Source organism: Vibrio variabilis, from assembly GCF_003263785.1.
Taxonomy (GTDB): domain Bacteria; phylum Pseudomonadota; class Gammaproteobacteria; order Enterobacterales; family Vibrionaceae; genus Vibrio; species Vibrio variabilis.
Map to the genome: position 1 here is coordinate 131,067 of NZ_JYJK01000087.1, position 25,296 is coordinate 156,362.

A 25,296-nucleotide genomic window follows, 5' to 3' on the forward strand; every position below is an offset into this window, starting at 1 on the left:
GGAATAGCAGCGAAACGAGATACAAAGAAGCCGCCTTCGAAGTGTATTGAAGGCGGCTTATTTTTTGTGCTTACCAGTGTTTATTGCTCTAACAGCAAGAATCTCGCTTGGAACGGAGCTAGGTCGATGTTATAGAAACCAGAAGCCAATGTTACGCTGCCATTCGTTTGTAAATCATTAAGGTTGCCACTAAATGACAGTTTATCCTCAGAAATAGCAATGGTTTGATTTGTTGCCGTCGTATTGACGATATACAGAATCGACTCATCACCAGATGTTTTAACATCCGCATAGGCGCTCGTTGTGGCGACAACGTTATTGCGAGTACCTTGAGCCAGCGATGGATGCTGCGCGCGAAGCGTCATTAGCTCTTTCGCGTAGTTCTTAAGATCCGCTTGGTCTGAGGTGAGCGTGATGTCAGTGACGCTTCAATCTTGCCTTCCATTCGTGCAACGTGATCATCACACATGCCAAGTTCAGCGCATATGTTGTTGGCTACTTGATCCGAGAAGCCTCAAGTTCATCACCAATTTCTTCGCCATAGTACAGAGTGATTGGTCCCGTATATGCGGCAAGGAAAGAGATAGCTGCTTTGTGTCGTTCCCAATATTCGACTTCGTTTGGCTCCGCAAGCTTGCCGCGTTGTAATAGGTCACCAAAGCGTACCAAGTCGTGATTGCCAAGCATCAGGTTAGGTTTGGCGTGGGCAGGGTAGGCATCATGAGTTTGCATACCTTCCGCCAGTGTTAAACCGCCGTCTGTCGATTTCTTTCCGTTTTCCTCCACCGCAAAGGTTTGCATGAGGCGATAGCGCATCGGGAAATCAAATGCCGAACACAGCGCTGGGTTTTCTGTGCTTCCGTAGCCATCACGAGCAATGTCACTCTCGCCACGCCAAATCTCTGCCACCATGTAGCCAAGTGGATTAACGAGTTTTCCCTCTGCATTGGTGTAGGTGACTTGCTGCGACGCATCGTCAACGGCTTTGCGGATTTCCGCCCATGCATCCGTTGGAACTTGGTAAGCTTGGTCGAGTCGCCAACCGTCAATTTTTAGCTCTTTCACCCAGTATTCCGCCACTTCTTTGAAGAAAGGAAGACTTTCTGGGTAACTGACTGGATTACTTGCGCCAACTGGCTTGTTACCTGTCGGTGACGCCAAAACGTTGTCTTTATGATGACCGAATACCCCGTCAAAGAAGACATATAGACCACGTTTGTGCGCCTCTTCGACTAGCTTTCTAGCGTCGTCCATGGTGCCAAAACGTGGGTCAATGGCAAAGTAGTCTGTAGCGAAGTAGCCAGTTGCATCCAGCCTATCTGCCCAATGATCTTGTCCGTCAATGGGGACTGAATGGAATATCGGTGTTAGCATACCGCATTCATACCAAGGTCTTGAATATAATCAAGCGAGTCAATAATGCCTTGGATATCACCCATATGGTGACTGGTACCGTAACCAGTGCCATGGCCAATGGAAGGGTTGCCATCAACAAAGCTTTCAACCATCACTTGATAGATTCGCAAGTCATCGGTGTGCGCACTACTATGGGCGCTACATGCATAACTTGTTGCAGTGCCACCTTGGTTGGTGGGCGAGGTAGAGTCACCAGAGCAGCCCCACAGTAGGGTCGCGCCAACGGAAAGAGAGATAAGGGATTTAACCAGTTTCACAAGACATCCTTATTATAATTTTGTCGCTCAATAGGGCATCTTTGATTATTTACCAAGCGAGTACTTGGCAAATCATCCATGTGATGAATTTGTTAGGGAGGAGTAAAAAGGCTGAGAGACCTCAATCACGCTTGGTGCAATTGTGATGCACCCAGCGTGGAGATTAAACTTGTTATAAATGAAGGCCGTTTAGTTTGCGAGGGCAGCAACAAAGGTGCTCTGTTGATCAATAACGGTTTTTAATTGGCTACGTATCCATTGATTGTAGAGGCTAAAATCTGAATGGGTCGACCAGAAAAGTGAAGCGGTCACCTTTTTGCCAAAGAACTCTAAGTTGTCGGTCATAATGGCGAGTTCTTTTGTGGAGAGAGAAGGCTCCACAATATGTTCTGGCAAAAACGCAATGCCTTTTTGAGCTTTACACAATTCGACAATGGTGGACAGATCATCCAACCGCCATATCTGATGCGTTGCCAAATCGGATAGGTTAAGCAGTTCATCAAAACCATCCATCAACAGAACGCGAGGTAGATTAGGTTTGCTTTCCAATAGCGATGCATGTCCGACCCACCAACAATTGACGTTGAACAGTTCATCCATATTAAAGTCGTTTTCGGTTTTGTGATAGGGATTGCCTAGCGCTAGGTCTATCTTTCCTTGGCTAATGTAGTTACTCAGGACAAAACTCGGTTTTGTAACAACTTCAAGGTCGATTTCAGGAAACGCTTCCGAAAATTGGAATAAGGTTTGCTTAACATTGCTGTTATAAACCAAAGGATCAATGCCGACACGGAAAACGATCTGTTCCGAGTGACTCATTTTACTTACCGCGGTGAGCATATCTCGATATTTACTGACTACTGGAGTAGAAAGGTGAAATAAACGTTTGCCCTTGTCAGTTAACGTCACTTTAGCGTTTTGTCTGATAAATAGGTTAAACCCTAAATCAGACTCTAAATTTTGAATTGCGGTGCTTACCGTGGATTGAGATTTACCCAGCTTACGCGCCGCTGAACTAAAAGACCCCGCCTCAACCACTGCAACAAACGAAGCAATGTTATCGAATTGCAGCTTCATAAATTGACTAACCTTTATGCCGTTTGACTATTTATAGTTATATAACTTGTGTTTTTTTGCATACATTAGCTGGCTCTTAAGTCATTTACAATAGTGATATCTAAAGAGTGTTAGTTTGGTATTGATAAACCATAAATCAATGCAATGAATCTTGCTTTAGGGGGTATTTCGTGGCCTCAACCATTCGGGATTGGAATACTGCCCCGTAACCTGTGCAATAAATTGAACTTATAGTGTGATCCGTGCCACATAAACTGCATCGACGTACGCGTGAAAACTGTCCTTTCCATAAGTTAATGTTGAAAAAGTAAACACTTATAACAACGGGGGCGACACTAGAGTTGGTGGATTGTTAGAGTTGTAAACAAGGGGTTTCTTTGAACAGGTCATCGATAAAATCGATAGCAGCTATTTTTTTGATATTTTGAGCATAATTTAGAATACACCATGCTTATTGTTGAATAACGTTCAAAGGAATTAAGATTATGATGACTAAGCTTTATGAGAAAGTAGTGACTGTTTTTTACGATTTTAAACAGGATGAGCGCGGCGTAACGGCGATTGAGTATGGTTTGATTGCTGCAGCGATGGCTGCGGCTATTGCCGCGGCATTTGCTGGTGATGGCACACTCATAACAAACTTAAAAGCATTGTTTACCAGTGTTGGCACAAGCCTACAGTAAGGTTCAATGATAAGGGGCCTTTTATAGAGGCCTCTTAGGTAGAGTCTATGCCATTGACGCTCTATTTAGTCATGCTGTTCATTCTGTGTTCAGTGCTGAGTTTATGTGACATACGGAGAAGAGTGCTTCCCAATAAAGTCATCTTTTTGACCCTATTGCTCCAGATTAGCTTTCTGGGTACCAGTGAGTTGCAATTTATATCCTTTGCTTTGACCTCAGTTATTTTCGCCGCGCTCTATTGCGGGAAATTAATAGGTGGAGGGGATGTGAAGCTCTTAGCTGTTATGAGTTTAGCGCTGCCACTACAGTGGCTCTTTGTAGCAATGTTTATAACCGCAGTCGCTGGTGGGGGGTTGCGATTACTTATGCTTGTAAGTGTTTATTAACAGGAACCAAAAAACGAGTGGTTTCTATTCCCTATGGATTAGCGATTAGTTTTGGTTTTTTCATCACCACTTACCACCATTTTACAATAAATCATTAGGCTATAAAGGTGGAGCCAAGCCATGAGACAAAGGCTAGTTTTTGTTATCGCTCTGATCGCCCTAGTTGTGGGTATCATAGGGTTTATGGGGTTATTTGAAAAACCAAAACAGATCACGGCTTCTGATGAGCCACAGGAAACGGTTGTCGAAGAAGTATACGTTTCAGTTTGGCGCGTGAACAATGACTTAAAAAAAGGGCAAAAATTAACGACAGATATGGTTGATAAAGCGCAATTACCATTAAGTCAAGCGCTGCAACTTGGGATTAAGGCCGATGTTAAGTTGGATTTTAACCCGTCGACCTTGTTAAATCGTGCCTTAAAAGCTGGAGATGTTGTTCTGGCCGAGTATCAAACTAAACAAGGCGCACCAGGCTATGTCGATTTACTTATTACAGAAGGGATGACACTTTATCCACTTAGAGTGAATGCCAGTAATATGGTGAACGACTACATCCGCCCTGGCACCTACATCGATATACTGACCGTCAGTTCCCCGACCGTCAACCTTGCATCCTCGTCCGATAAGCCTCGACATTTTACTGGTGTAAAAGCGGACATGTTTTTAAAACATGTAAAGGTCCTAGATTTGGGAGGGCAGCCAGAGGGAAAGACAATGTTCGCGCAATGACGTCAAATGCCAGTGACGATATGGCGACGATCATCATTGAGGTCGACCCTGATCAAATCTCGCGATTGGCGTTAGCACAGCGCACCATGCACATAGAGGTTTACCGTAGCCAATCTTACAAACAAGCCACTCATGTAGAAGTAAGAAACATTATCGACAATTTTACGGGTGTTGAGGAGTTACGGGGGGCGGCAGTTGCCTCCAGACTGGGAGAGGGATACTGATGCGGCCAACATACCTATCTGTTGCGAAACTCATTATTGCAATGTGTGTACTGATATTTGCTGTCAGCACGCAAAGCGCAATGGCGGCAGAGCGTTACATAACACTAAATGAAGCCACTCACATCAACTTACCTGAGACAGTGGGTAAAGTATTTATCAGCAATCCAGCTATTGCGGACTACAAAGTCATAGACGATAGAACGATCGTTGTTTTTGCCAATAGTGTCGGCCAGTCAAGGCTGATTGTGTATGGAACTGCACAAGACGTATTACTATCGGATCGTATTATCGTTGATCTCGATCTTAGTCAAATTCGAAAACAGTTGGCGTTTCATTTTCCACAGGTAGACGTCAAGCTTCAGTCTATTGGAACTCAGGTTGCTGTCAGTGGTGTAGTTAGCTCAGAACAAGAGCGTGATGATATTTACCGTATGGTGGCGACTTTGCTGGGAAGAAAAAAAACCGAACGTTGGAACAAGGCCGACAAAATTGAGTTCAAATCCGAAGGGATAGAGCTGGAAGAACCCGAGAGCATGGTGTTTGCACGCAATATGACTTGGGAGGGCATAATTGAGAGGCTTGAGGTGGCAACTTCACAGCAGGTAAATGTAAAAATCTCTGTCGCTCAAGTGACTGAGAATTTTGGTGAAACAATCGGGGTAGATTGGCAAAGTGTAGGTTCGAGCGTTGGGCAGTTTGTTTTTAATCAGTTTGAGGCCGCTGAGTTAACGACGATAATTTCGGCACTCGGAAATGATAGTGTCGCTCAAGTTTTGGCTGAACCCAATCTAACGGTTTTATCTGGAGAGTCAGCCAGTTTTTTAGTCGGTGGCGAAGTGCCGGTTGTTATTACCACCAATAGTAACGTGAATATCACATATAAAGAGTTTGGAATTAAGCTTGACCTTACCGCTAAAGTGTTAAGTGAAGACAAAATCAAGATGCAACTCTTCCCAGAGGTAAGTGAAATCGACGGCTACGTTCAAGCCGCTAACATTGAGGTGCCTCAAATAGCTTCAAGGAGAGCCATGACTACGGTTGAGTTAGGTGATGGAGAAAGCTTTATCCTAGGTGGCTTGATGAGCAGTGCTGACTATGAGGAATTACAAAAAATTCCGTTTGTGGGTGACATCCCTATCATCGGCGCAGCTTTTAGAAAGTCAATCACAGAGCGAAAACGTACGGAGCTCATCATAGTCGCTACTGTAAACCTTGTGAAACCAACGCGATCTACCGTTATACAGCTTCCCCATATGAGAAAAACACCAACATTGACACGATGGTTGAACATTGAAGGCGACGCTAGCCAAGCACCAGCTTCGGACGCAACCATTCGTCTATTGTCAGAAGGGGGCTTTATTCAATGAAAAATGGATTGTTGGCGCTGTTGGTATGCGTCTTTATTGTGGGGTGCTCAGCTGAGCGTTACTTTGTTGGCAATGGCGTTGAAGCGCTCATCTATGAAGAAAAGCATCGTGTTGAGCTAGTAGTAAAAGAGCGTTCACAATCCGCTACTCAGTTGGCGCAAGTTATTGACGCTGCCGAAAGGCAAAACGCGACTGCACACTATACATTTATTTACCGAACGAAAGCGATGAAGTCACTCGCTCAAGGTGTGTTAAGCGACTATCCAGAACTTACACTAGATAACCATAGAGTCAGTTACCTGTACCAAGCAAACGAAACTGCCGATCTCATTATAAATATCACTTTACACAAGTTAAATACGGAACTTTGCAAGCCGTCTCAAGTGCTGGTTGAGACATATCAAAGAAATTGCTTTATCGAATCATCTCGTATGCAGCAGGTAGTGAATAAACCTAAGTTGGTTGGAGAGTAAACATGTTTGATCTAACCAAAGCACTTAGCAGCAAAGCAAAAGTAACACAACAGCAGAATCCTTCTGGTGTTGCTGGCTGTACTCTCTTTTATCAGTCGGCAGAATGCTCGATTTGGTTCGTGAGATATTTCGTTTTGAAGGGTGGAACGATCCTGACTGCATTCGATTTAACCAGCGAGTTACAAAGCTTACGACAGAACAAAGCAGTCATATTGTTGTTTTGGAGCTCAATGAGTCTGATAATGTGGTCCGTGATGCCACAGAGTTCGCGAGGCGCTTGCCCACTCACAAGGGCGTGGTAGTTATTGGCAAAGAAGATGCAATTTCGACGCTACGAGCACTGAAAGAGCTCGGTTTTTATTATGTTTTTTGGCCAGTAAACAAAACGGAATTCGCGGACTTTTTAACTCATGTTAACAAGAATTTGCAGAATTTTTCTGGAGTGAGCCAAAAGCGTAAGGCAAAGCGAGTTGCCGTGGTTGGCGCAAAAGGCGGGGTGGGTACCTCGTTTATCGCAGGAGAGTTGACCTCGATGCTCGCCTCACAAGGTACAGATTCACTGTTGGTTGATCACCAGTACAGCAATTCAAACGTAGACGTTTTGCTTGCGCTCAAAGACTTCAAGCCTCGAGCAATTGATGAGTTTGTTGCGCCGTTACATGAAATGGATGAAGAAGGAGCCCTTAGTTACCTTCATCCAGTACGAAAAAACTTACGGTTGTTGGCCCTAGACAGTGATATGAGCCAAGAAAATATTCTCACATACAGCCAAACGCTGTGTGATTTGCTGTCGCGCAATACTAACTTTATCATTGAGGACTTCTCCGGCAGTGTGAATTTTAAACTTGAACCGCAAATGCTCGTGGATAACTTTGATGTGGTGGTTGTAGTTGTTGATCCATCTGTTGCGGCAATGCGCAGTGCTAAGCGTTTGCACGAAAGAATTCGGAACATACAGCTCACATTATCGAAAAAAACTCGCGTGATTACGTTAGTTAACTATCATCGACCTACCACTTCGTTTGTTATCGAAAAAGGTGAAATAAATCGTTACCTTGCGCTAATGCCGATCTAGATATTCCCTTTTGTAAGCACCTTGAGCATATCATCATCGATGGCAAAAACGCCCACAAACATGATCGTCAATTAAGTAAGTGTTTTGACCTGTTAATTAAGCTCGTTAATGGGCAGTCTGTTGAAGAGCGTGGATTAAAAGGCTGGTTCAAAAAAGGGGCTAAGAAATGAGTTCGAACAAAGAACTATATTTGGCATTTCGAAGTCAGATTTTTGAGGCGCTTGATGCGGAAGCTGTTCAACAGATGGAGCGCAAAGACCTTGAAGCGCAGATTGCGAATGCCGTAGACCTATTGGCTGCCAATTATAGGCGTCCGATTACGGCGATGATGAAGTCAGGGTTAGTTAAAAGCCTTGTTGATGAGCTTTTTGGACTGGGACCATTGCAGCCTCTTGTCGAGGACCAATCCATAACTGATATTATGGTGAATGGGCCAAACAACATCTTTTTTGAGCGTCACGGCAAAGTGCAAAAATCCGACCTGACGTTTGTTAATGAGGAACAACTACTTTCGATTGCCAAAAGGATTGCCTCTAGGGTTGGGCGTCGCGTTGATGAACTTTCACCAACGGTAGATGCACGCCTTGAAGATGGCAGTCGTGTCAACATCGTGATACCGCCAATCGCACTTGATGGGACGTCGATTTCGATTCGTAAGTTTAGAGAACAAAAAATAGCGTTTGAGGACATGGTCGGTTTTGGTTCGATGTCACCCGATATGGCAAGAGTGTTAATGATAGCTGCACGTTGTCGAATGAATGTACTGATATCTGGTGGTACTGGCTCTGGTAAGACCACGTTGCTTAATGCAATGTCAAACTACATCGCTGAAGATGAACGTGTAGTGACGATTGAAGATGCCGCCGAACTGCAGTTAGGGCAACCCAACTTAGTGAGATTGGAAACGCGTACCGCCAGTATAGAGCAAACAGGTATGGTAACTCAACGTGACTTGGTTATTAATGCACTGCGTATGAGGCCGATAGAATCATTTTAGGTGAGTGTCGTGGTTCGGAAGCCTTTGAGATGTTGCAAGCCATGAACACGGGTCACGACGGGTCTATGTCAACATTGCACGCCAACACCCCTAGAGATGCCATAGCGCGTGTTGAGTCTATGGTCATGATGGCAAACCTCAACCAACCTCTAGACGCTATTCGCCGTACGATTGTTAGTGCGGTGCAGTTAATCGTGCAGATAAATCGCTTACGTGATGGTTCTCGTAAAGTGACCAGTATTTCTGAGGTGGTCGGATTGGAAGGGGATAATGTTGTTATGGAGGAAGTTTTTCGGTTCCAATACGACGATGCCCAATACGGCGAAGCCGTTAAAGGAACTTATGTGACCAATGGTATTATGCAACGCTCAGAGCTCGTGAAAAAAGCTCAGTTCTTTGGCCTATATGATGATCTAATGAACTCATTTCGAGGGGGTTGAGTATGATATGGCTATCATTGATTTTATTTGCATTCGCTTTACTGCTGATGCAAAACCCTAGAAGGAAGAAAGTAGACTCTTTTTTCCAGTTAGAAGCAACAGAAAATGAGTCATTTGACGCTATTAATGTCAAGGACCTTGTCGCCAAATCTGCTTGGCAAACAATCAAAGAAAACATAAGTAGCAATGTGGGTATTTTGGGACCCAGGCCTGCATTGTACATCGTGCTTTATTTATCCTTTAGCGCTGTTTCATCTTGGTTTGTTTTTTATCGTTTTTTAGCTTTTCTATAATCCTTGGTTGGTTATTGGCGCCACGCTGGTATCGGTTTTTATAGGTTACCGCATATTGATTGACAGACGTCGTAAGGAATTTGAACGATCTTTTCCTGATGCACTGAATATCTTAATGAGTGCGGTTACCGCAGGTGATAGCCTAATGCAAGCGATTAGTTATGTTGGAAATACGATGGATAATAGCATTGGCAGAGACTTCAAACATATGGGGAACCGTTTGAAAATGGGGGAAACGCCAGAAGTGGTGCTCCAAAGGGCCTGTAAGATCTATCCATACCCAGAGTTCGTTTTCTTTACCCTGACGCTTAAAGCTAACATTAGTCGTGGTGGTCAATTGAAAGGAGTCCTAGCGCGATTGATTCGAGTTCTAGTGGATTCTAGAACAATGCAAAAGAAAAAACTGGCGATGACATCAGAAGCAAGGATTTCTGCTAAAATCGTTGCCGCAATCCCCTTTGGTTTTTGTGTTCTACTTAATACCATTAGCCCTGAAAAAATCGATTTCATCCTTTATGATCCCCAAGGTCAAAGCATTTTGTATTATGTAATAGGGAGTGAGCTAGTCGGTTTGTTTATTATTTGGCTGTTACTCAAGGGGGTGAGGTGATGCTCTCTTTGGTCGCGTTTGTTGTTTTCGTTGGTGCTGCAGTATATTTTGTTGTCGATTCTTATCAAAGGCAAAAAAGAACAGCAAGAATTGAACAGTATTTAAAAGAAGATAGTTATAAAGCTCCATCTCAGGTGGGTCTATTTCTATTGAGGTTTGGTACTAAGCATCGAAAAGAGCTCGAAAACAAATTCCTTGAAGCAGGTTTTTACAATAAGGAACTCGCCAAATTCTATTTTCCGATGAAACTGTTGGCGATAGCTGTCTTGGTATCCATCGCCATGGTTTCAGAGATGGAGTGGCAGTCACAGGTGTTGACGGTGATGTTGGGCTTGGTTGCCGTGATAGTTGTACCAGATGCAATACTAGATGTTAAAAGAAAAACACTGATTTCTTCAACATCATCCAAGCTACCTTACTTGTTAGACATGTTGTCGGTCTGTGTTCAAACAGGTATGACTATTGAGGCGTCTTTTGACTACTTAAGCAAGGAGTTAGACGCTTTTGACAAAGACCTATGTTATCAAGTTAAGCGCACAGCGGAGTCGTCGAAAATAAAGGGATTAGAAAGTGCTTTGAATGACCTTAGCGAACGCCTGCCAACCCCTGAGGTACGCAGTTTCGTGTTGACGGTAATACAAAACCTTCAATATGGTACATCCATTGCCAAAGTGCTTAGCGATCTTGCTGAAGACATGCGAAAAATACAGCTACTTACCATTGAAGAAAAGGTCGGAAAACTATCGTCTAAAATGGGAGTACCGCTCATCCTGTTCATAATGTTTCCTATTGTTGTCCTTATACTAGCACCGGCTGTTATTCAAATGTCAGCAAATATTGGAGGGTAGAGATGAAGTTTCGGTATTGGTTGTGTTTGCTGATTAGTTTCATACTCGTTGGATGTCAGGCCACTAAGCTCCAAGTTGAAGACCCAGTCAAGAGCATGACAAAGGTTAATAATTATGACGGTTTGATCAGTTACTACCAACAAAAGCTTGATGCTAACCCAGATGATCTGCCTACGTATGAGCAAATTGCACTGATCTATTTTAGTAAAGGTGATAACGAATCCGCACAGTTTTACAGCAACTATCTGTTTGAAAGGAACTACAAGACAAGTGAGCTGCTTGCGTTACGTGGAAAGATCTATTCTCAGGAAGGCGATCCTCAAAATGCAGTAAAAGCTTTCAATGAGTCTATTCAGTTGGGTAACCGAAGTGCAGAGGTCTATAACTTGCTTGGTGTTGAGCTGAGTAAGCAAGATAGATTAGAGGACGCGATATCAGCGTTCAATACAGCTAGACTTAAAGGGTATGATGATTTTACGGTCAAAAATAACCTTGCGGTTGTTTACATAGCGCAAGGAAACGATAAAAAAGCCATCTCTATTTTGAGTCGCCTTTTGGATGCTCAACCAGAACATAAGAAAGTTCGCTCTAACCTTGCGGTTGCCCTTATTCGCAGTGGCGAGTTAGAGAGCGCAACCGTTGTGTTGGGTGATTCATTTAGTGAGCGTGAAATTGCCTTAGTCACCCAGCAGATACAAAATGCAGAGGTGCGAAAATGAACAGGCTTCAAAGATTGCGTCGGCAGGTAGGTACTACCTCGGTTGAGTTTGCACTTGGTGGTATGGTGCTGATGTTTGCCACGTTCGCTATTTTTGAGACTTGTTATCAGGTTTACGTTGTTAATATGACCGAATTCGCGTTAAGAGAAACGATACGTAATACTAAAGTTAATCAAGGCATAGACGATACACCGGAAAAATTAAATACGCACTACGAAAGTTACTTTCGCTCTCTGATTTCGGATAACGGTAAGCTCTGGCACTTTTTAATTGACGAAAACCTATTCACTATTCGCGGGAAGTACTATCGAAATTACGATGACTTTGTTAACGGAATTGGTGATTCATCCCAAAGTATAGGCTTCTATTATGACTTGGCCGAAATAACGGTCGAGTATCAGTACCAGCCTATGATAGAAATGCTGAGGTCCACACCAGTAACAATTTCAAGGACGATGGTACTAAACCTTGAACATCAGGGGTGGGTGATGATGAATAAGGTTTCAAATCAACAGGGAGTCTTCGCAATTGAGTTGGCTCTAATCATTTTTAGCCTTTGCGCCATTTTTATGTTTGCAACCGACCTAAGCCATAAACTCTTGGTGCGAGCAAAACTAGACCGAACTAGTTTCGCTTTAGTGAATGTGCTTAAAGAGCGCTATCGATATTTTGATGGCGACATTACCAATAAAGTAAACCTAGCTGTCTCGGAAACGGAGTTACATGAAATGCAGACAGTTGCGGCTCGTCTGCTAAACACGACTGAAGATCAAGTCGCGATCCAAATAGAATCGCTTGTTGAGGGGCAGTTTGGCAACTCGTTTGCGAGTAACATGTATAACTTCCTTGGCTGTCAGTCAGACTCCATTGAGTCTGAGTCTCATTTAGCACCAATGGATGGCTCAGTCCATTTTCCTTTATATCGAGTTACGGTTTGCGAAAAGCATGATTCGTGGTTTGACCCATTTGTGGACGGCGAGCGGAAAGATTTCACGATTCACTCATCATCAGTGATGCCTGGGAGGTAATTGATGAAGAGAAGTAACAAACACAGTATAGGTTCGCTCAAGCGTCAGAAAGGTGTCGCTGGAATCTGGCTTGGGCTAACGTTAATCCCCATTATAGGTTTCACGTTTTGGGCAGTAGAAGGTACTCGCTATGTTCAAGAGTATAATCGCTTAGGTGATGCCAATGAAGCCGCCGCCATGGCGTTAACAATTCAACATGATCCGGACACGTCGAAGCAGTTAGCAGAGGACTACGTGCGAAGTTACGTGAGAGACATTGACTCCCTGAGCGTTTCTTATGATCTTGAGCACCAACTACAAGATGACGCTCTTGGACAAGAAGAGTTTATTCAGTATACGGTGGAAACCGTTACGACACATAAGTCTTGGTTTAGCAGTACCTTTGTACCTTCCTTCACGCCCCAAGTTCGTCTCAGCGGTTCTGCTGTAGCGAAGAAATATCCGACTTATTTGGGTGACAATAATATAGATATTGTCTTTGTTGCTGATTTTTCGGGCTCAATGGATGAAAAATGGAAAGATAGTAAGAGCAGCTCTAACACAAAAATTAAAGACTTGCAGCTTGCTGTCAATGAGGTATCAGCCAAGATCTTGTGCAGTAACATTGGCAAGAAAACGGTCGATGGTGTCGATAAGGCAGTGTGTCTAGACGATGATCAAGCTGATATGGCTGACAAGTTAAACAACCGCATCGCGTTGGCGCCATTTAATACTAGAACAAGAGAGCTAGATGCTAATGGGCAAGCGTACGCTGTGAGCCAATTGCGATATAAAAGTGGGTATGCACCCGAAGTGTCTACTTATGACTATGAGGAAGTAGATTGGAATACTTGGAGAACATACACTCAGTTTTGGCTTAGCATTTGTGTAAGTTTCTGTGACAATTCCACAAAAGAACAAGCGAAACGAGTCGCCCATGTCATGGGCGGAGGGAGTTATCCAGATACAGACGAATACATCGATTATTCTCTAACCGTAAATGATATTTTAAATAACAAGTATCCTAGTCAACTAACCATGTATAACGTGATGGATGTTAGCCTATATACCGGTTATGGACTAAGAAACAACGCTCAATTTTATAACATCCCACTTACTGACTCGCTGGAAGAAATAAACAAGATTGATGAAATGAAGGCCAATGGAGCTACTGCAGCCTTTCAAGGGATATTGACGGGAACACAATTATTAGCGGCAGGAAAGCCAAAGTCTACCGATCAAGATGAGCAAGAGGCCTATCAGAATAAGGTGAAAATGCTACTCATTTTTAGTGATGGAGTTGAAGTGCCAGATCCGGATATATTGAAAAATCTGGTTGATGCTGGGATGTGTGATAAAGCAAGAAGTATGATCCCCGGCCTGTATATTGGGTTTATCGGGGTTGACTTTGATGTTAATGGGATTGAGCCATTTAAAAACTGTGTGAATGACAAAGCCACTGACATTATTAAAGTGACCAATCTCACTGAACTTATCGAAAAAATTGAAGAACTAATTAAAAACGGCTCTAAGACCAATGGCTTTACCAAGCTGTACTAGGTGTAAATATGAACAAATATCTATCGACACTCTTTCTTCTTTTCAGTGTGCCAACAATGGTAAGCGCATCAGACGGTAGCTACTGCGGTAATGCAGGATTTGAAATGAATCATAGTGTCTCCTCGGGAAAGGTTGTGGGATTGGCGCAGTATCGTCAAGGTGCATTGCAGTTGGAGCAAGGTGTTCAACCGCCGTATGCAAAGACATCGACCTACCAGTGTCAGACTTGATGGGTCAAACCACAGGTTGTGATAGCTACGTCAACGTAGGTGGTGTTAGTGCGGGTAAAGTAGCACGCATTAATTTTGGCTTCGATCAGGCGACGTTATCGCCAATGGCACGCGCATCCTTGCATAAGCTTGCTCAATCTATTGGTTCCGAGAAGGAAATAACGATTGAGGGGCATACTGATAATGTAGGAACGAAAGAGTACAACCAAGCTTTAGGCTTGCAGCGTGCTCTAACCGTGTATGACCTCATGAGGTATCAAGGCGTCGATAAGCAAAATATAACCGTACGCACACTGGGTGAAACCAAGCCTTTGGAGCCAAACAGTTCGAGTATGTCGCGAGCGATGAATCGACGAGCAGAAATTATCCTTGTCAGTGACCAATAGAGCAACAAAGTGCCGACGCAATCCTTGAACTCCCTCTTAATTGATGAATAAGATCACACAATTACGCCTCATTGTAGCGACACTGCTATGGGGCTTTGATAGAATAGAAAATTATATCAGTAAGAAACCCTTCATTTTATAAAAACAAGCGGAATATGGAAATGTTCAGGCGGTTAAGAAGGATTATGAGGTTGTTGTGAATCTAGAAAAATTATTACCACACTTGAGAGCGAAAACATGGATCACGTTAGCAGGCGTGACGATGATGTCAGGCGCTTGGGCTTCTGAGCTGGTTAATAGTAGTGAGCAGTCGAAGCTAGACACCATTAACAGTGAATACTCTTCTCGCTACAGCGAAGTTGGCCTAGATGACACCATCTCTCTTTATAATAAGACTTCTTCAAGCATTGAAGCCAATAAAATTAAGCTGATTAACAGTCTCGACATCGTTAAAGCAGATTCACAAGTTTTCCAAGAGAAGCTCCTTCAGGGTGAATACGATGAAGGTATAGCGCTCGCACTGCGTGGTGTATCAAGCACCATTAACCAACTCAATACCGAGTTGGCTGATGCGGAACGCAAACTTAAAGAGCTAAATAAAACTATCGCTTCTAATCAAGCCAGTGTGACGCAAATTGAGCGTGATAAAAATGAGCAATTATTGGCACTTTATCGCAGCGTAAAAGATCGCCACTTAAAAGAAGCGAATGTGGTTCATCGTGAAAACTACTCTGGCAAACTAGAGTGTAAAGTGACGGAAAGTTTGTCAGCCTGTGTGAATCGCAACCTACCATACATGAAAAACGCTTTTGCACTCGAAAAAGGCGGCTCTGAACGCATCAACCTGACTTCATATAAAGTGGTAGATGCAACGCAAAAGTTGAATGGAGATCTCACATATACCGTATCGGCTGAGTATAAAAATACCTTCAACTCGAACCTAGAAAGCGAAATCCGCAAGGCTCTGAATCTTGATAAGATTCGATTTGTGTTCCGCTCTAATTCTGAAAAAACAGACTACTACATCAATGATGAAAAAGTGGGCAGTGGCGATGTGATTGAACTGTCGGGTAATTATGTAGGTGTTTACAACGTTAAAGCGGTAAACAACGGTAAAACACAGTCGCTGCGTCTGAATTTGAAAAACGACGGAGATTATTTCTTCCCGTTTGCAAAGAAAACTCAGAAAAAAGCAGCAGCGAAGCCAGCAGTACCAGTAGTAAAAGAATCTGCACCGGCAACCAAAAGTGCGAAAAACAATCAAGCAGCACAGATCACTAAGAAAGTACTAAATGATCCAAAAACGGCCGAAATGAAAAAGCTACCAAAACAGGAAGTCGGGACGTTTTCGAATACGGTCGTATACAAAGATGAAGTGTTTACCTATTTGTACCCAGTGTACCGTGGTAACAATAAATCAGCAGAAGTATTCCTAAGCCGTGATGATGCGACTCAATATTGTGAGCAAAAACTGTCGTCTAAGTTGCCAACTAAAGCCGCTTACAAGTATTTAGAGCTGTATACGGATCTTAAGCCGGGAGATTATTGGACCGCAGAAGGTCGCGTTTACTCTTCACAGAAGAAAGATGTCTTCGACAAAACTTTCGATACTAACCGCTTTATTTGTATGGTGAGCATGAATTGATCGACTGACCATCACTCAAGTCTTTTAAAGGCCTCAGCACGAAAAGTGCTGAGGCTTTTAGTCTCTTCCGAGAAATTAGAAATCTGTTTCAAAATAGAGACTTGAACTCACGTTGTACTCGACTAGTCTCAAAGGTAAAGCCGTTGGGAACGGTGTTGCGAGATGGCAGGGATAGCTGAGTGCAGAAATTAAGCGTGTTGGGCGGGAATCAAACGATACAAGCGGTAATAGCGTTTAGTGCTTTTGTCGCTATCGCGCTTTTTATTAGACATTGGCCAAACGTTGCTGCATGGCAGTTAGGAGACAATGACAACTTCATGCGCCTGCATCAGCTGCAAGTTTACATTCAATCCCCTTCGTTATTACTTCAGCCCCTAGAACGTTTTAACCCCCAAGATGGCCAAATCATCCATTGGTCTCGTCTCCCGGATTTGCCCATTTTGGCTATCTACTATTTGTTCTCGTTAGTACTAGATGCAGAGCTTTCACTACAACTAGCCATTGCGATAGTGCCCATTTTGTATTTGATGCTCATGATAACGTTGGTTGCTTTGATTACGCAAAGCGTATTTGGGCGTTCTTCTGTTATTGCCTCGTGCTTTTTTACTGTGACATCGTTGGCAGCGCTTAAATGTTATCCGGGTCAGATAGATCATCACAACATACAGTTATTGTTGTTTGCGTTGTTTAGTTTCGCGGTGCTCTCACCGCACATAACCAAAGTGACCTACGTGTTGTTGGTGAGTGGTAGTGTATCGTTATCTTTGTTAATTGGTTTGGAGGTCTTGCCATTCTTCATTCTCATGTTGGCGGGTGTCACTCTTAGTGAGGTGAAATATGCGCCTTACAAAATAACCTGGATACGAGACGCATCTTTGTGTATCGCTCTGTTCGGTAGCCTAGGTATCATTGCCTTGTTCCCGGAGTCTCAGCTTAAGGCGCCACTTTATGATGTGATTTCACTGCCGCTGCTGAGTTATTTTGTTGCAGCCTGGTTCGTACTTACAGTCACTTCCTATCGACCTAGCTTGTTAGTGCTAGTGATTAGCTCACTCATTGTCATTCCTACGGTTTATTATATTACACCCGAACCTTTGTCATCGCCCTATAAAGACTACCCGTCATTACTAAATTCACTGTGGCTCGAGCATGTCATAGAAGCTAAACCACTTATAGATGTTTTACATCCCAGTGCTTGGCAGCACAGTGAGAGCAATTTTCTTACTGCTTATTTAGTGACCATGCTGGCACCGTTTTTGTGCGTTGGTTTATTGAAAACACGCTCACAAAAACTCCTCTGGGTGATGTTCGTTATTTCCTTGATCCCAGCGCTTTTATGGCAGATGCGTACCATCGTCTTCTCGGCCGTTTTGGCGCTACCATTACAAAGCTGCTTAGCTACTGCCATCCTCGAAAGAGTCAAACTTCCTATTATAAGATTGATTCCCCTGTTGTTGCTTTCACCTATAGTGATGGCCTATGGCGCACACCTAGTGACGCAAGATAAGGGAGCTGAAGAGCCGCGACTCAGTGCGCAAGCTTTGGAAGGTGTTGCGTTTATCAGACAGCAACCCATCGAGCCGGGAAAAATGTTTACGCCTATGGAAGTGGGGGCTCAACTGTTGAGCTTGACGGAACATGCCATTATTGCAGCGCCGTATCACAGGAACATCCGCGGTAACCTCCTCTATATGCAAGTGCTGTTAACAGAAGATTTGTCTTGGGCACATGAGATGGTGGTGAAAGAGGGGATCGACTACCTGTATTTTGATCCCAATGATAGACAGATTCCCTACTTCAATCGTGTTAAAACTCCAGAGAGTCTATTGCATCTTCTACTTAACGAGGCGCCGCCTCCATGGCTCACCTTAATTGCTAAGACTGCCTCTGGGCAGCAGCTATATCGTGTAACACGTACCTCCTCTATATAAGCATGGATGAATACTTAAGGCGACAAGCCAAAAAAGGACAGTTTAATGAACACTAATGTAGAGCTCGACAAAGAACTAACGGTATTGATGCCCTGTCTGAATGAAGCTGAAACCTTGGCGACGTGCATTCACAAAGCGCAGAGTTTTATCAAATCACGTGGTATTGATGGAGAGGTACTCATCGCGGATAACGGCAGCACCGACGGCTCGCAAGACATTGCCACTGATCTTGGCGCTAGAGTGGTTGCCGTTGCAGAGAAAGGGTATGGCGCCGCACTTCTGGGCGGCATTCAGCACGCAAAAGGGCGCTATGTCATTATGGGTGATGCCGATGACAGTTATGATTTCAGTGAACTCGATGGTTTTGTCCAGAGTCTACGTGATGGAAGCGAACTCGTAATGGGTAACCGATTTCAAGGAGGCATCGAGCCTGGCGCGATGCCATTTTTGCACAAGTATTTGGGAAACCCTGTATTGAGTATGATTGGTAGGGTGTTCTTCAATATTTCTTGTGGTGACTTTCATTGCGGGTTACGTGGTTTTAATCGCGAAAGTATCAACCGGTTGCAGCTTAATACTACGGGAATGGAGTTTGCGAGTGAAATGGTAGTACGAAGTTCGCTTGCAGAGCTAAAGATTGACGAGGTGCCCACAAAATTACATCCCGACGGTCGGACACGCTCCCCCATTTACAAACCTGGCGAGATGGATGGCGACACCTTTGCTTCCTGTTCATGTACTCACCGAATTGGCTGTTCTTTTATCCTGCTTGTCTCTTGCTGCTTTTTGGTCTCGCTACTGTGGTCAGTCTGTTTTCAGGCCCCGTGACTATTATGGGGGTAGAGTTTGAAAACAAGACGTTTTTCGCTGGTTGTTTGAGCTTGCTTGTCGGTTTTCAGTGCATTTCATTAGGCTTAGTCGTAAGAAAGTATGCACTTAGAAAAGGCTTCTTACCCATGCCGAGTTATAAGCATTGGCTTGACAAGATAACGCTGGAGTTGGGGGCGCTAATCGGCTTGGTCACGGGAGGGGTAGGTGGCTTAGTCATGATGTGGTGCGTGTTTCAGTGGTATCGCGTGGATTTTGGAGAATTACCTTCACCAGAACTTAGCCGCTTGATTGTGCTTTCAATGACGTTCATTACCTGTGGAATACAAACATTTTGCAGTGCCTTTATTATTGGCGTGATGGGTATCAAACAGGTTTCCAAAGTATCAAAGTAGTTGTCAACATAGTCTCTTGAACACTCGTAGTGCCATCAGGCTGCTTAGATTGCCCGAAGGGCACTTCTATTTTCCCACCAAAATTTCTATACGTTCCAGGACTCATTCCTACGCGTTTTTTGAAAATGCGAGAGAAATAGGACACATCATTAAAACCACACTGATAAGCGACGACCGATATCTGACAGCGCATATCTTGCTTGAGCAAATCTTTCGCCAGCGATAACTTTTTGTTAATGACATAATCTCGGAAACTTACTCCTAGATGACGGTGGAAGATTTTAGAAAAGTAGGTGACCGAGAGGTTACAATGCTCTGCGACATCCTTCTCTTTCAGGTTCTTCACTAAGTTGTCATCAATGAAATTGAGCATTGTTGAAACGAGTTGCTCTTTCTCATCTGCCTGGTCTAGCTCTTGACTGACTTCTGGGGCGATGTGGCGGGTCTGTGTGGGCTGAGGTGTGCTGTGCGTGTTGAGTCCCTTGGCTCTAAGCTTCACATCCAAACTTGCGAAGGCTTGATAACATTCTTAGCGTCCAATGGAATATGCGCAAATACCATGTTCGCATCGGTGTAGGTGTCTGGGATCCAGAGTGATGGACAACAATCAGCGCTCTATCCAAGTTCTTGCAAATTCTCACGCTGCGTATAAACAGAGCTTCATCGACCGCATTATCGAGATAAAGGAAGGCGAACCTCACATTCGCTTCTGTTAGATAGGAGACGTCGTCTCCAATATCATTAGGGGAATAGCTTTCTGAGACGAGTTTGCGAACACTTTCTGGCAGAAACAAACTTGATTTACCTAACCAGTACACCATAAATCCACTCTCACTTATGCGACAACTTCACTAAACCTTTCCATTAGCATAGTTGTCCATCTCTATAATTCAATTTCTTGACAACAAAGTCCTAGCTAAGTGGCTGACTTTCTCAAAATTGCAACGTGGTCTTACGCTAAGTGTTTGATCTATCGTTGCCTGTCTCAATTATTAGTCACTGAATAAAGTCCACTAAGCGACATGATTTGGCAACAAATTATCATCGATGTCAGTACAAAACTACTACTAAGGTTTAGCTTTGGAAAAAATAAGCATTGTTTAGTAAAAAGTAAGTTTATTTTTGGACTAGCTATTCAAAATGAAATTAGTATTTTCTTGCTATTTAATTTGTTCAAAATAATTCAATAATTAATCAAAAATGTCCTAACATTTTCGCGAGTCGATCTCCTAATCTGAAATTGCGTTTTACGACAATCAATCTAAAGGAGATTAGTCATGTCATCACTTAAAACTTTTATCGCACGTTTTATCAAGGAAGAAGATGGTCTATCAGTCGTAGAGTATGTTCTAGGTGGAGCGCTGATTATTTTGGCTCTGGGTGGTAGTGGCGCTTGGGATGCGCTAGCAAATGCGGTGAGCAATACCATTGCCGATGCTGAGAGTGGTGGAGCTACCGGTGGTTAAGCTCACTTTGTAGCGTCACTTTACGAGGAGACGAAATCCCATTTTGTAATTTGAGGTAGCGACTTTTCGTAAACGGGCGGTGATTTCACCGCCCGAAGTTTTTTCAAAACACAGGATTGATAACTATGAACCTCGCGATATGGACTTTACTGTTTTTGATCGTTGTTTATGACTTGAGAGAACAACGAATTCCCAACAAGCTTATTGTCTTGCTTGCGTTAATAGTCTCTCTTTCTTTGCTGTCACTCGAAGGCTTTGGTACAGAGCTTCTGTTGTCAAGCGTTGGCGGCGCTGCATTTGCGTTGGTTATTGGGCTCGTACTCTACGCATTAGGCATTTTTGCGGCCGGAGACGTTAAGCTCATCGCTGTGCTGTCATTGTGGCTAGGGTATGCGAATGTCGGCAACTTCTATCTTGCCTCAATATTCTGCGGTGCCATTATCAGCCTCTTCTTTTTGTTAGAGCGTTTCTCTAAGTCAAATATGAGAGTTCGCGACATCTTTAGTACTTACCTAGTTAGGAATGTTTATGGCCGTATGCACAGGTCCAAAGCCGTTGAGCCTGTTGTAATCAAGGTGCCTTTTGCACCGGCAATCGTATCGGGATTGATTCTATTGCCTTACTTCAGTTAAAAGGAAAAGGAGAGTCCGATGAACGCATTTACCTCATCATCAAACCGCCCGCAGCTAACAGCACAAATAGATCCCCCAATGTGCCAACCAGCCTGAGTGATACTAATGTTCCTGTAGCAGTATTGGAAAACCTGCTCCTTAAACACTTGTCTCATGAAGTGAAAGCAGACATTGTTCACCTCGCTGACAAAATGGGGCTTGCAACACAGCTGGTGGATGACTTGATGTTGACTCTTCGCAAGCGTTCTCTGATTGAAGTTTATCAAAAGCACTCCACTTCGGCTTCAGCAAACAGTACCAACGGTAAGCAACATGTTTTGTATGGTCTATCTAGTAGTGGTTTGCAAGAGGCGGACATAGCATTTCTTAAGGATGCCTATGTTGGACCCGCTCCAGTGTCACTTGAAGACTACGAATATGTGGTCTCATGCCAAGATATCAGGCGTCGTAATATCAACCGAGAGCAGGTAGAGCATGCTTTAAAAGACGTGCATGGATCTGATGCACTTGTGCCTTTCTTAGGGCCAGCGATAAACTCAGGCAGAGCGATATTACTTTATGGCCACTCCGGAACGGGGAAAAGCTTTGTTGCAGCGCAGCTGCTGAATGCGTTCGATACTTCTGTCTATATCCCGTTTGCTGTCTACACATCTGGCAACATCATTAAAGTGCTTTCGGGTCATCATCACACGAGGGTAGATAACAATTCTTCAGCCCGAACCGTTTTACTCGACAAACAGTACGATCGCCGCTGGGCATTGTGTGAGCGCCCTAATATCCAGGTAGGCGGTGAACTCACTTTAGATATGTTAGAGGTCAATCACTCAGAGCATAACCGAGTATGGTTGGCGCCTTTGCAGATGTTAGCCAATAACGGGTTGTTGATCATTGACGATTTAGGCCGCCAGAAAGTCTCAGTCGATGCCTTACTGAATCGATGGATAGTACCGATGGAATATTCTGTGGATCATCTAGTGCTACCAAGCGGCCAGCAGATCACTATTCCTTTTGTGCTTACGATGGCTTTTTCTACTAACCTTAATCCTATGGAGATCGCTGATCCAGCATTCTTGAGAAGGCTAGGTTATAAAGTGCAGTTTCAACCGCTGCTCGAAGAGGATTATGTGGGGTTGGTTGAATCCATGTTTGACAAAAATAATATGCAGTCTTCACCGTCGGCACTGAAGTATTTATTGTTTTTGCATAATCATTTCAAAGTGCCATTTTACCCCTGTATACCCAAAGATATTATCGGGATTTGCAGGGACATTATTAGTTTCGAGGAGCGGGAAAATATCATAACTGATAATGTGTTAGATGCTGCATGGCGGCTTTATTTTACTTCCGATGGAGTGGGAGAAATAAATTATGAATAAATCACAGGTTTTTATGTTGATGCTAGTGTCCATTGTTATTGGCTTAGCAGCGGTCTTTTTTGCCAAAAAATGGATGGATGACCAAGTTCAACCAGAGGTAGTTCAAGAAGTCGTAGAACGAGAGCCAGTGGTATTCGTTGAACAAGATTTACTGGCGGGTACAGTTGTCGAAGGCAAACATATCTCGGTTAAGTTGCTGGAAAAAGAATGGAAGAACGAAGAAACCCACTTCAGTAACGTCGATGATGTGGTTGGCAAGATAACAAAAGCCAAGTTGTATAAAGGTGAAGTCGTTCATAGAGAGCGCGTGGCGTTACCTGGCGAAGGCTCGACGTTAGCCGCTGTTATCAGCGAGGACAAGCGCGCTGTGACGATCAGGGTAAATGACGTCATCGGTGTGGCAGGATTTCTTCTACCCGGTAATAAAGTAGACATCATCAATACTCGCAAGATTTCCAAAACTAAGGCGCGCTCGACGACCGTTCTTAAGAACATAAAGGTGCTGGCCGTAGACCAAACCGCACGCACCAACGATAACAAGCCAGTGATTGTAAGAGCTGTTACGCTCGAAGTAACACCGAAAGAAGCAGAAAAGCTGATGACGGCACAAAGCGAGGGCGAAGTTCAGCTCGCACTAAGAAATCCGTTGCAACAAGACCTGCCTGTCGCGAAAACGAGATATGTAGCACCGCCTAGCGTGACTATTATTAAAGGGACAGAGTCTTCAAACATTAGAGTGAGAGATTAAGGGGTCGCTATGAAAAGGATTTTTATGCTACTTACCTGCGCTAGTTTGTATTTGGCGGTCGGTTTATTTACTACTATCCATGCCGCGACACAGAGTGGCAAGGTCGTCAAAGTGCCTCATCACAAGTCGACCAATGTTATTCTTGCGGGTAAAGCGAAACGGGTTTCATTGGGCGATCCAGAGGTTTTGGACATCGTTATTCTCCGTTCTAATGAAGTGTTCTTAATTGGTAAACGACTAGGGTCCACCAATTTGATGGCGTGGGACAGTCGAGGTCGATTGATTGAATCGATTAATATCGAAGTGACCCATGACCTTAACGGGGTCAAAGCCAAATTATTTGAGTTCTTACCGAATGAGACTATTGAGGTTCACAGCTCTCAAGACAAGTTGGTATTGAGTGGTCAAGTTAGCAGCCAGTCAGCCATGAACATGGCGGTGAAAATCGCGGAAACGTTCACTGCTGGAGAGGTGGCCGATGATAAAACGTCTTCAGAAGATGAAGTTGTCGACAATACTAGCGTCATCAACCTAATGTCTATCGGCGGTGCACAGCAAGTCATGCTTGAAGTGACGGTGGCCGAAGTTCAGCGCAGCTTGGTCAGACGCTTCGATTCAGACTTTCATTTCTTTAATCAAAACGGCAACTTTGGTTGGGGTGGTACGAGTGGTGGCGCCATTATCGACGATGTTGGTGGTGGCGTTGGTCCGATTTTTAGTTCACCGACCATTGAAGAAACAGGCTTACTGGCGACTTTCCTAGATGGAAACACACTTTTTACGCTTGCCCTTGATATTGCAAGAGAGAATGGTGTGGCCAAGGTACTCGCTGAGCCGAATTTGACGGCACTTAGTGGCTCAAAAGCTGAGTTTCTAGCGGGTGGTGAATTTCCAATTCCGGTGCCAGATAGAGACGGTATAGCTATCGCATACAAAGAATATGGTGTAGGGCTGAAGTTTGTTCCCACTATCTTGTCTGATCAAAAAATTAACCTAGTGCTTTCTGTCGATGTCAGTGAGATCGCCAACTCAGGTACGTTGACTATCGATCCAGTTGAAACCAATGCCACTTATGTTATCCCCCCTATAACGAAGCGTACAGCCGCTTCGACGTTAGAGCTCGCGGATGGTCAAACCATAGGGATCGCTGGCTTACTCAGTGAGAATGTTCGAGATGTTTCTGCCAAGCTACCTGGTGTCGGTGACATTCCTGTTCTTGGTCAGCTATTTAATAGTCAGGAGTTTATCTCTGGTGAAACAGAGCTAGTGATCTTGGTGACACCACGATTAGCTCAACCGGTCGACAGAAGCAAAATCCTGCTGCCGACAGATGCATTCGTGAAACCAAATGATCTGGAGTTTTATCTGCTGGGTCAAAGCTCGTACATTGCCGACATGGAAGATACTTCTAAGGCGTACGAGCCCGCAGCCGCGAGCACCATACCAGCGACAAGTGGTGGTTCAGAAGGTTCATTTGGTCATGATTTATAAGGGATTT

The 25,296-nt window shown here is 43.9% G+C and carries 20 protein-coding genes and 7 pseudogenes; 24 read left to right on the forward strand and 3 right to left on the reverse strand.

Features of this window, described 5'->3' with window-relative positions:
* Positions 1-80: 80 nt before the first annotated feature.
* Positions 81-1,673: pseudogene (locus tag TZ48_RS15700) on the reverse strand (alpha-amylase family glycosyl hydrolase).
* A 189-nt stretch (positions 1,674-1,862) separates the two neighbouring features.
* Positions 1,863-2,750 (reverse strand): LysR family transcriptional regulator, encoded by an 888-nt coding sequence (locus TZ48_RS15705; protein ID WP_112479843.1) that lies wholly within the window; start codon positions 2,748-2,750, stop codon positions 1,863-1,865.
* A 485-nt stretch (positions 2,751-3,235) separates the two neighbouring features.
* Between TZ48_RS15705 and TZ48_RS15710 the strand changes: the two genes are divergently transcribed.
* From TZ48_RS15710 to TZ48_RS25310, 19 genes and pseudogenes are all read left to right on the forward strand, one after another.
* Entirely contained in the window at positions 3,236-3,433 is a 198-nt protein-coding gene (locus tag TZ48_RS15710) for a Flp family type IVb pilin (protein ID WP_112479844.1), read from the forward strand.
* Between the two features lie 71 nt (positions 3,434-3,504).
* A complete protein-coding gene (locus TZ48_RS26375) occupies positions 3,505-3,819 on the forward strand; it encodes a prepilin peptidase (RefSeq protein WP_420822947.1) in 315 nt (104 codons plus the stop codon).
* A gap of 120 nt (positions 3,820-3,939) precedes the next feature.
* A pseudogene (cpaB, locus tag TZ48_RS15720) lies at positions 3,940-4,772 on the forward strand (Flp pilus assembly protein CpaB).
* Positions 4,773-4,813: 41 nt separating this feature from the next.
* A complete protein-coding gene (locus TZ48_RS15725) occupies positions 4,814-6,139 on the forward strand; it encodes a type II and III secretion system protein family protein (protein WP_420822948.1) in 1,326 nt (441 codons plus the stop codon).
* Complete coding sequence (locus tag TZ48_RS15730; RefSeq protein WP_112479847.1) at positions 6,136-6,612, forward strand: hypothetical protein; 477 nt, start codon at positions 6,136-6,138, stop codon at positions 6,610-6,612. Before TZ48_RS15725 ends, TZ48_RS15730 begins: the two co-directional genes overlap by 4 nt.
* Before the next feature lie 2 nt (positions 6,613-6,614).
* Positions 6,615-7,857: pseudogene (locus TZ48_RS15735) on the forward strand (CpaE/TadZ family protein).
* Positions 7,854-9,124: pseudogene (locus TZ48_RS15740) on the forward strand (CpaF family protein). The pseudogenes TZ48_RS15735 and TZ48_RS15740 overlap by 4 nt, the downstream one beginning before the upstream one ends.
* 2 nt (positions 9,125-9,126) lie before the next feature.
* Positions 9,127-10,027 (forward strand): annotated as a pseudogene (locus tag TZ48_RS15745) (type II secretion system F family protein).
* Positions 10,027-10,875, forward strand: a complete 849-nt coding sequence (locus TZ48_RS15750) for a type II secretion system F family protein (protein ID WP_112479848.1) — start codon at positions 10,027-10,029, stop codon at positions 10,873-10,875. Before TZ48_RS15745 ends, TZ48_RS15750 begins: the two are co-directional and overlap by 1 nt.
* 95 nt (positions 10,876-10,970) lie before the next feature.
* Complete coding sequence (locus TZ48_RS15755; protein ID WP_162674619.1) at positions 10,971-11,594, forward strand: tetratricopeptide repeat protein; 624 nt, start codon at positions 10,971-10,973, stop codon at positions 11,592-11,594.
* Positions 11,591-12,079, forward strand: a pseudogene (locus tag TZ48_RS15760) (TadE family protein); the annotation flags it as partial. The gene TZ48_RS15755 and the pseudogene TZ48_RS15760, both read left to right, overlap by 4 nt.
* Positions 12,080-12,109: 30 nt before the next feature.
* Positions 12,110-12,622 (forward strand): annotated as a pseudogene (gene tadF, locus TZ48_RS15765) (tight adherence pilus pseudopilin TadF); the annotation flags it as partial.
* A 3-nt stretch (positions 12,623-12,625) separates the two neighbouring features.
* Positions 12,626-14,161 carry a TadE/TadG family type IV pilus assembly protein gene (locus TZ48_RS15770; RefSeq protein WP_112479850.1) on the forward strand — a complete coding sequence of 512 codons (1,536 nt, stop codon included), beginning with the start codon at positions 12,626-12,628 and terminating at the stop codon, positions 14,159-14,161.
* A gap of 8 nt (positions 14,162-14,169) precedes the next feature.
* Complete coding sequence (locus TZ48_RS15775; RefSeq protein ID WP_112479851.1) at positions 14,170-14,391, forward strand: hypothetical protein; 222 nt, start codon at positions 14,170-14,172, stop codon at positions 14,389-14,391.
* A complete protein-coding gene (locus tag TZ48_RS15780; protein WP_162674620.1) occupies positions 14,379-14,777 on the forward strand; it encodes an OmpA family protein in 399 nt (132 codons plus the stop codon). Before TZ48_RS15775 ends, TZ48_RS15780 begins: the two co-directional genes overlap by 13 nt.
* 196 nt (positions 14,778-14,973) lie before the next feature.
* Positions 14,974-16,422, forward strand: coding sequence for a hypothetical protein (locus TZ48_RS15785; RefSeq protein WP_239670915.1), 1,449 nt, complete (start codon positions 14,974-14,976; stop codon positions 16,420-16,422).
* A gap of 179 nt (positions 16,423-16,601) precedes the next feature.
* On the forward strand, positions 16,602-18,353 hold the full coding sequence (locus TZ48_RS15790; protein ID WP_112479853.1) for a hypothetical protein: 1,752 nt from the start codon (positions 16,602-16,604) through the stop codon (positions 18,351-18,353).
* A gap of 45 nt (positions 18,354-18,398) precedes the next feature.
* Complete coding sequence (locus tag TZ48_RS15795) at positions 18,399-19,181, forward strand: glycosyltransferase family 2 protein (protein ID WP_239670916.1); 783 nt, start codon at positions 18,399-18,401, stop codon at positions 19,179-19,181.
* A gap of 5 nt (positions 19,182-19,186) precedes the next feature.
* Positions 19,187-19,576, forward strand: a complete 390-nt coding sequence (locus TZ48_RS25310; protein WP_239670917.1) for a hypothetical protein — start codon at positions 19,187-19,189, stop codon at positions 19,574-19,576.
* Here the strand turns inward: TZ48_RS25310 and TZ48_RS15800 are convergent.
* Entirely contained in the window at positions 19,548-20,075 is a 528-nt protein-coding gene (locus TZ48_RS15800) for a helix-turn-helix domain-containing protein (protein ID WP_239670931.1), read from the reverse strand. The genes TZ48_RS25310 and TZ48_RS15800 overlap by 29 nt on opposite strands.
* A 778-nt stretch (positions 20,076-20,853) precedes the next feature.
* Here TZ48_RS15800 and TZ48_RS15805 point away from each other — a divergent pair.
* The 5 genes from TZ48_RS15805 to TZ48_RS15825 all read left to right on the forward strand — a co-directional run bounded on the left by TZ48_RS15805 (position 20,854) and on the right by TZ48_RS15825 (position 25,289).
* Positions 20,854-21,042: a Flp family type IVb pilin gene (locus tag TZ48_RS15805; protein WP_112479855.1), complete on the forward strand. Its 189-nt coding sequence runs from the start codon at positions 20,854-20,856 to the stop codon at positions 21,040-21,042.
* A 125-nt stretch (positions 21,043-21,167) separates the two neighbouring features.
* Complete coding sequence (locus TZ48_RS15810; protein ID WP_112479856.1) at positions 21,168-21,674, forward strand: A24 family peptidase; 507 nt, start codon at positions 21,168-21,170, stop codon at positions 21,672-21,674.
* An 80-nt stretch (positions 21,675-21,754) separates the two neighbouring features.
* On the forward strand, positions 21,755-23,050 hold the full coding sequence (locus TZ48_RS15815) for an AAA family ATPase (RefSeq protein WP_239670918.1): 1,296 nt from the start codon (positions 21,755-21,757) through the stop codon (positions 23,048-23,050).
* Positions 23,043-23,798, forward strand: a complete 756-nt coding sequence (gene cpaB / locus TZ48_RS15820; RefSeq protein WP_112479858.1) for a Flp pilus assembly protein CpaB — start codon at positions 23,043-23,045, stop codon at positions 23,796-23,798. Before TZ48_RS15815 ends, cpaB (TZ48_RS15820) begins: the two co-directional genes overlap by 8 nt.
* 24 nt (positions 23,799-23,822) lie before the next feature.
* Positions 23,823-25,289 carry a type II and III secretion system protein family protein gene (locus TZ48_RS15825; RefSeq protein WP_420822949.1) on the forward strand — a complete coding sequence of 489 codons (1,467 nt, stop codon included), beginning with the start codon at positions 23,823-23,825 and terminating at the stop codon, positions 25,287-25,289.
* Positions 25,290-25,296 lie beyond the last annotated feature (7 nt).

Coding starts and splice junctions, on each gene's coding strand:
- TZ48_RS15705 (WP_112479843.1), bottom strand. CDS start 2,750: ATGAAGCTGCAATTCGATAACATTGCTTCGTTTGTTGCAGTGGTTGAG.
- TZ48_RS15710 (WP_112479844.1), top strand. CDS start 3,236: ATGATGACTAAGCTTTATGAGAAAGTAGTGACTGTTTTTTACGATTTT.
- TZ48_RS26375 (WP_420822947.1), top strand. CDS start 3,505: ATGCTGTTCATTCTGTGTTCAGTGCTGAGTTTATGTGACATACGGAGA.
- TZ48_RS15725 (WP_420822948.1), top strand. CDS start 4,814: ATGTGTGTACTGATATTTGCTGTCAGCACGCAAAGCGCAATGGCGGCA.
- TZ48_RS15730 (WP_112479847.1), top strand. CDS start 6,136: ATGAAAAATGGATTGTTGGCGCTGTTGGTATGCGTCTTTATTGTGGGG.
- TZ48_RS15750 (WP_112479848.1), top strand. CDS start 10,027: ATGCTCTCTTTGGTCGCGTTTGTTGTTTTCGTTGGTGCTGCAGTATAT.
- TZ48_RS15755 (WP_162674619.1), top strand. CDS start 10,971: ATGACAAAGGTTAATAATTATGACGGTTTGATCAGTTACTACCAACAA.
- TZ48_RS15770 (WP_112479850.1), top strand. CDS start 12,626: ATGAAGAGAAGTAACAAACACAGTATAGGTTCGCTCAAGCGTCAGAAA.
- TZ48_RS15775 (WP_112479851.1), top strand. CDS start 14,170: ATGAACAAATATCTATCGACACTCTTTCTTCTTTTCAGTGTGCCAACA.
- TZ48_RS15795 (WP_239670916.1), top strand. CDS start 18,399: ATGAACACTAATGTAGAGCTCGACAAAGAACTAACGGTATTGATGCCC.
- TZ48_RS25310 (WP_239670917.1), top strand. CDS start 19,187: ATGGGGGTAGAGTTTGAAAACAAGACGTTTTTCGCTGGTTGTTTGAGC.
- TZ48_RS15805 (WP_112479855.1), top strand. CDS start 20,854: ATGTCATCACTTAAAACTTTTATCGCACGTTTTATCAAGGAAGAAGAT.
- TZ48_RS15810 (WP_112479856.1), top strand. CDS start 21,168: ATGAACCTCGCGATATGGACTTTACTGTTTTTGATCGTTGTTTATGAC.
- cpaB (WP_112479858.1), top strand. CDS start 23,043: ATGAATAAATCACAGGTTTTTATGTTGATGCTAGTGTCCATTGTTATT.
- TZ48_RS15825 (WP_420822949.1), top strand. CDS start 23,823: ATGCTACTTACCTGCGCTAGTTTGTATTTGGCGGTCGGTTTATTTACT.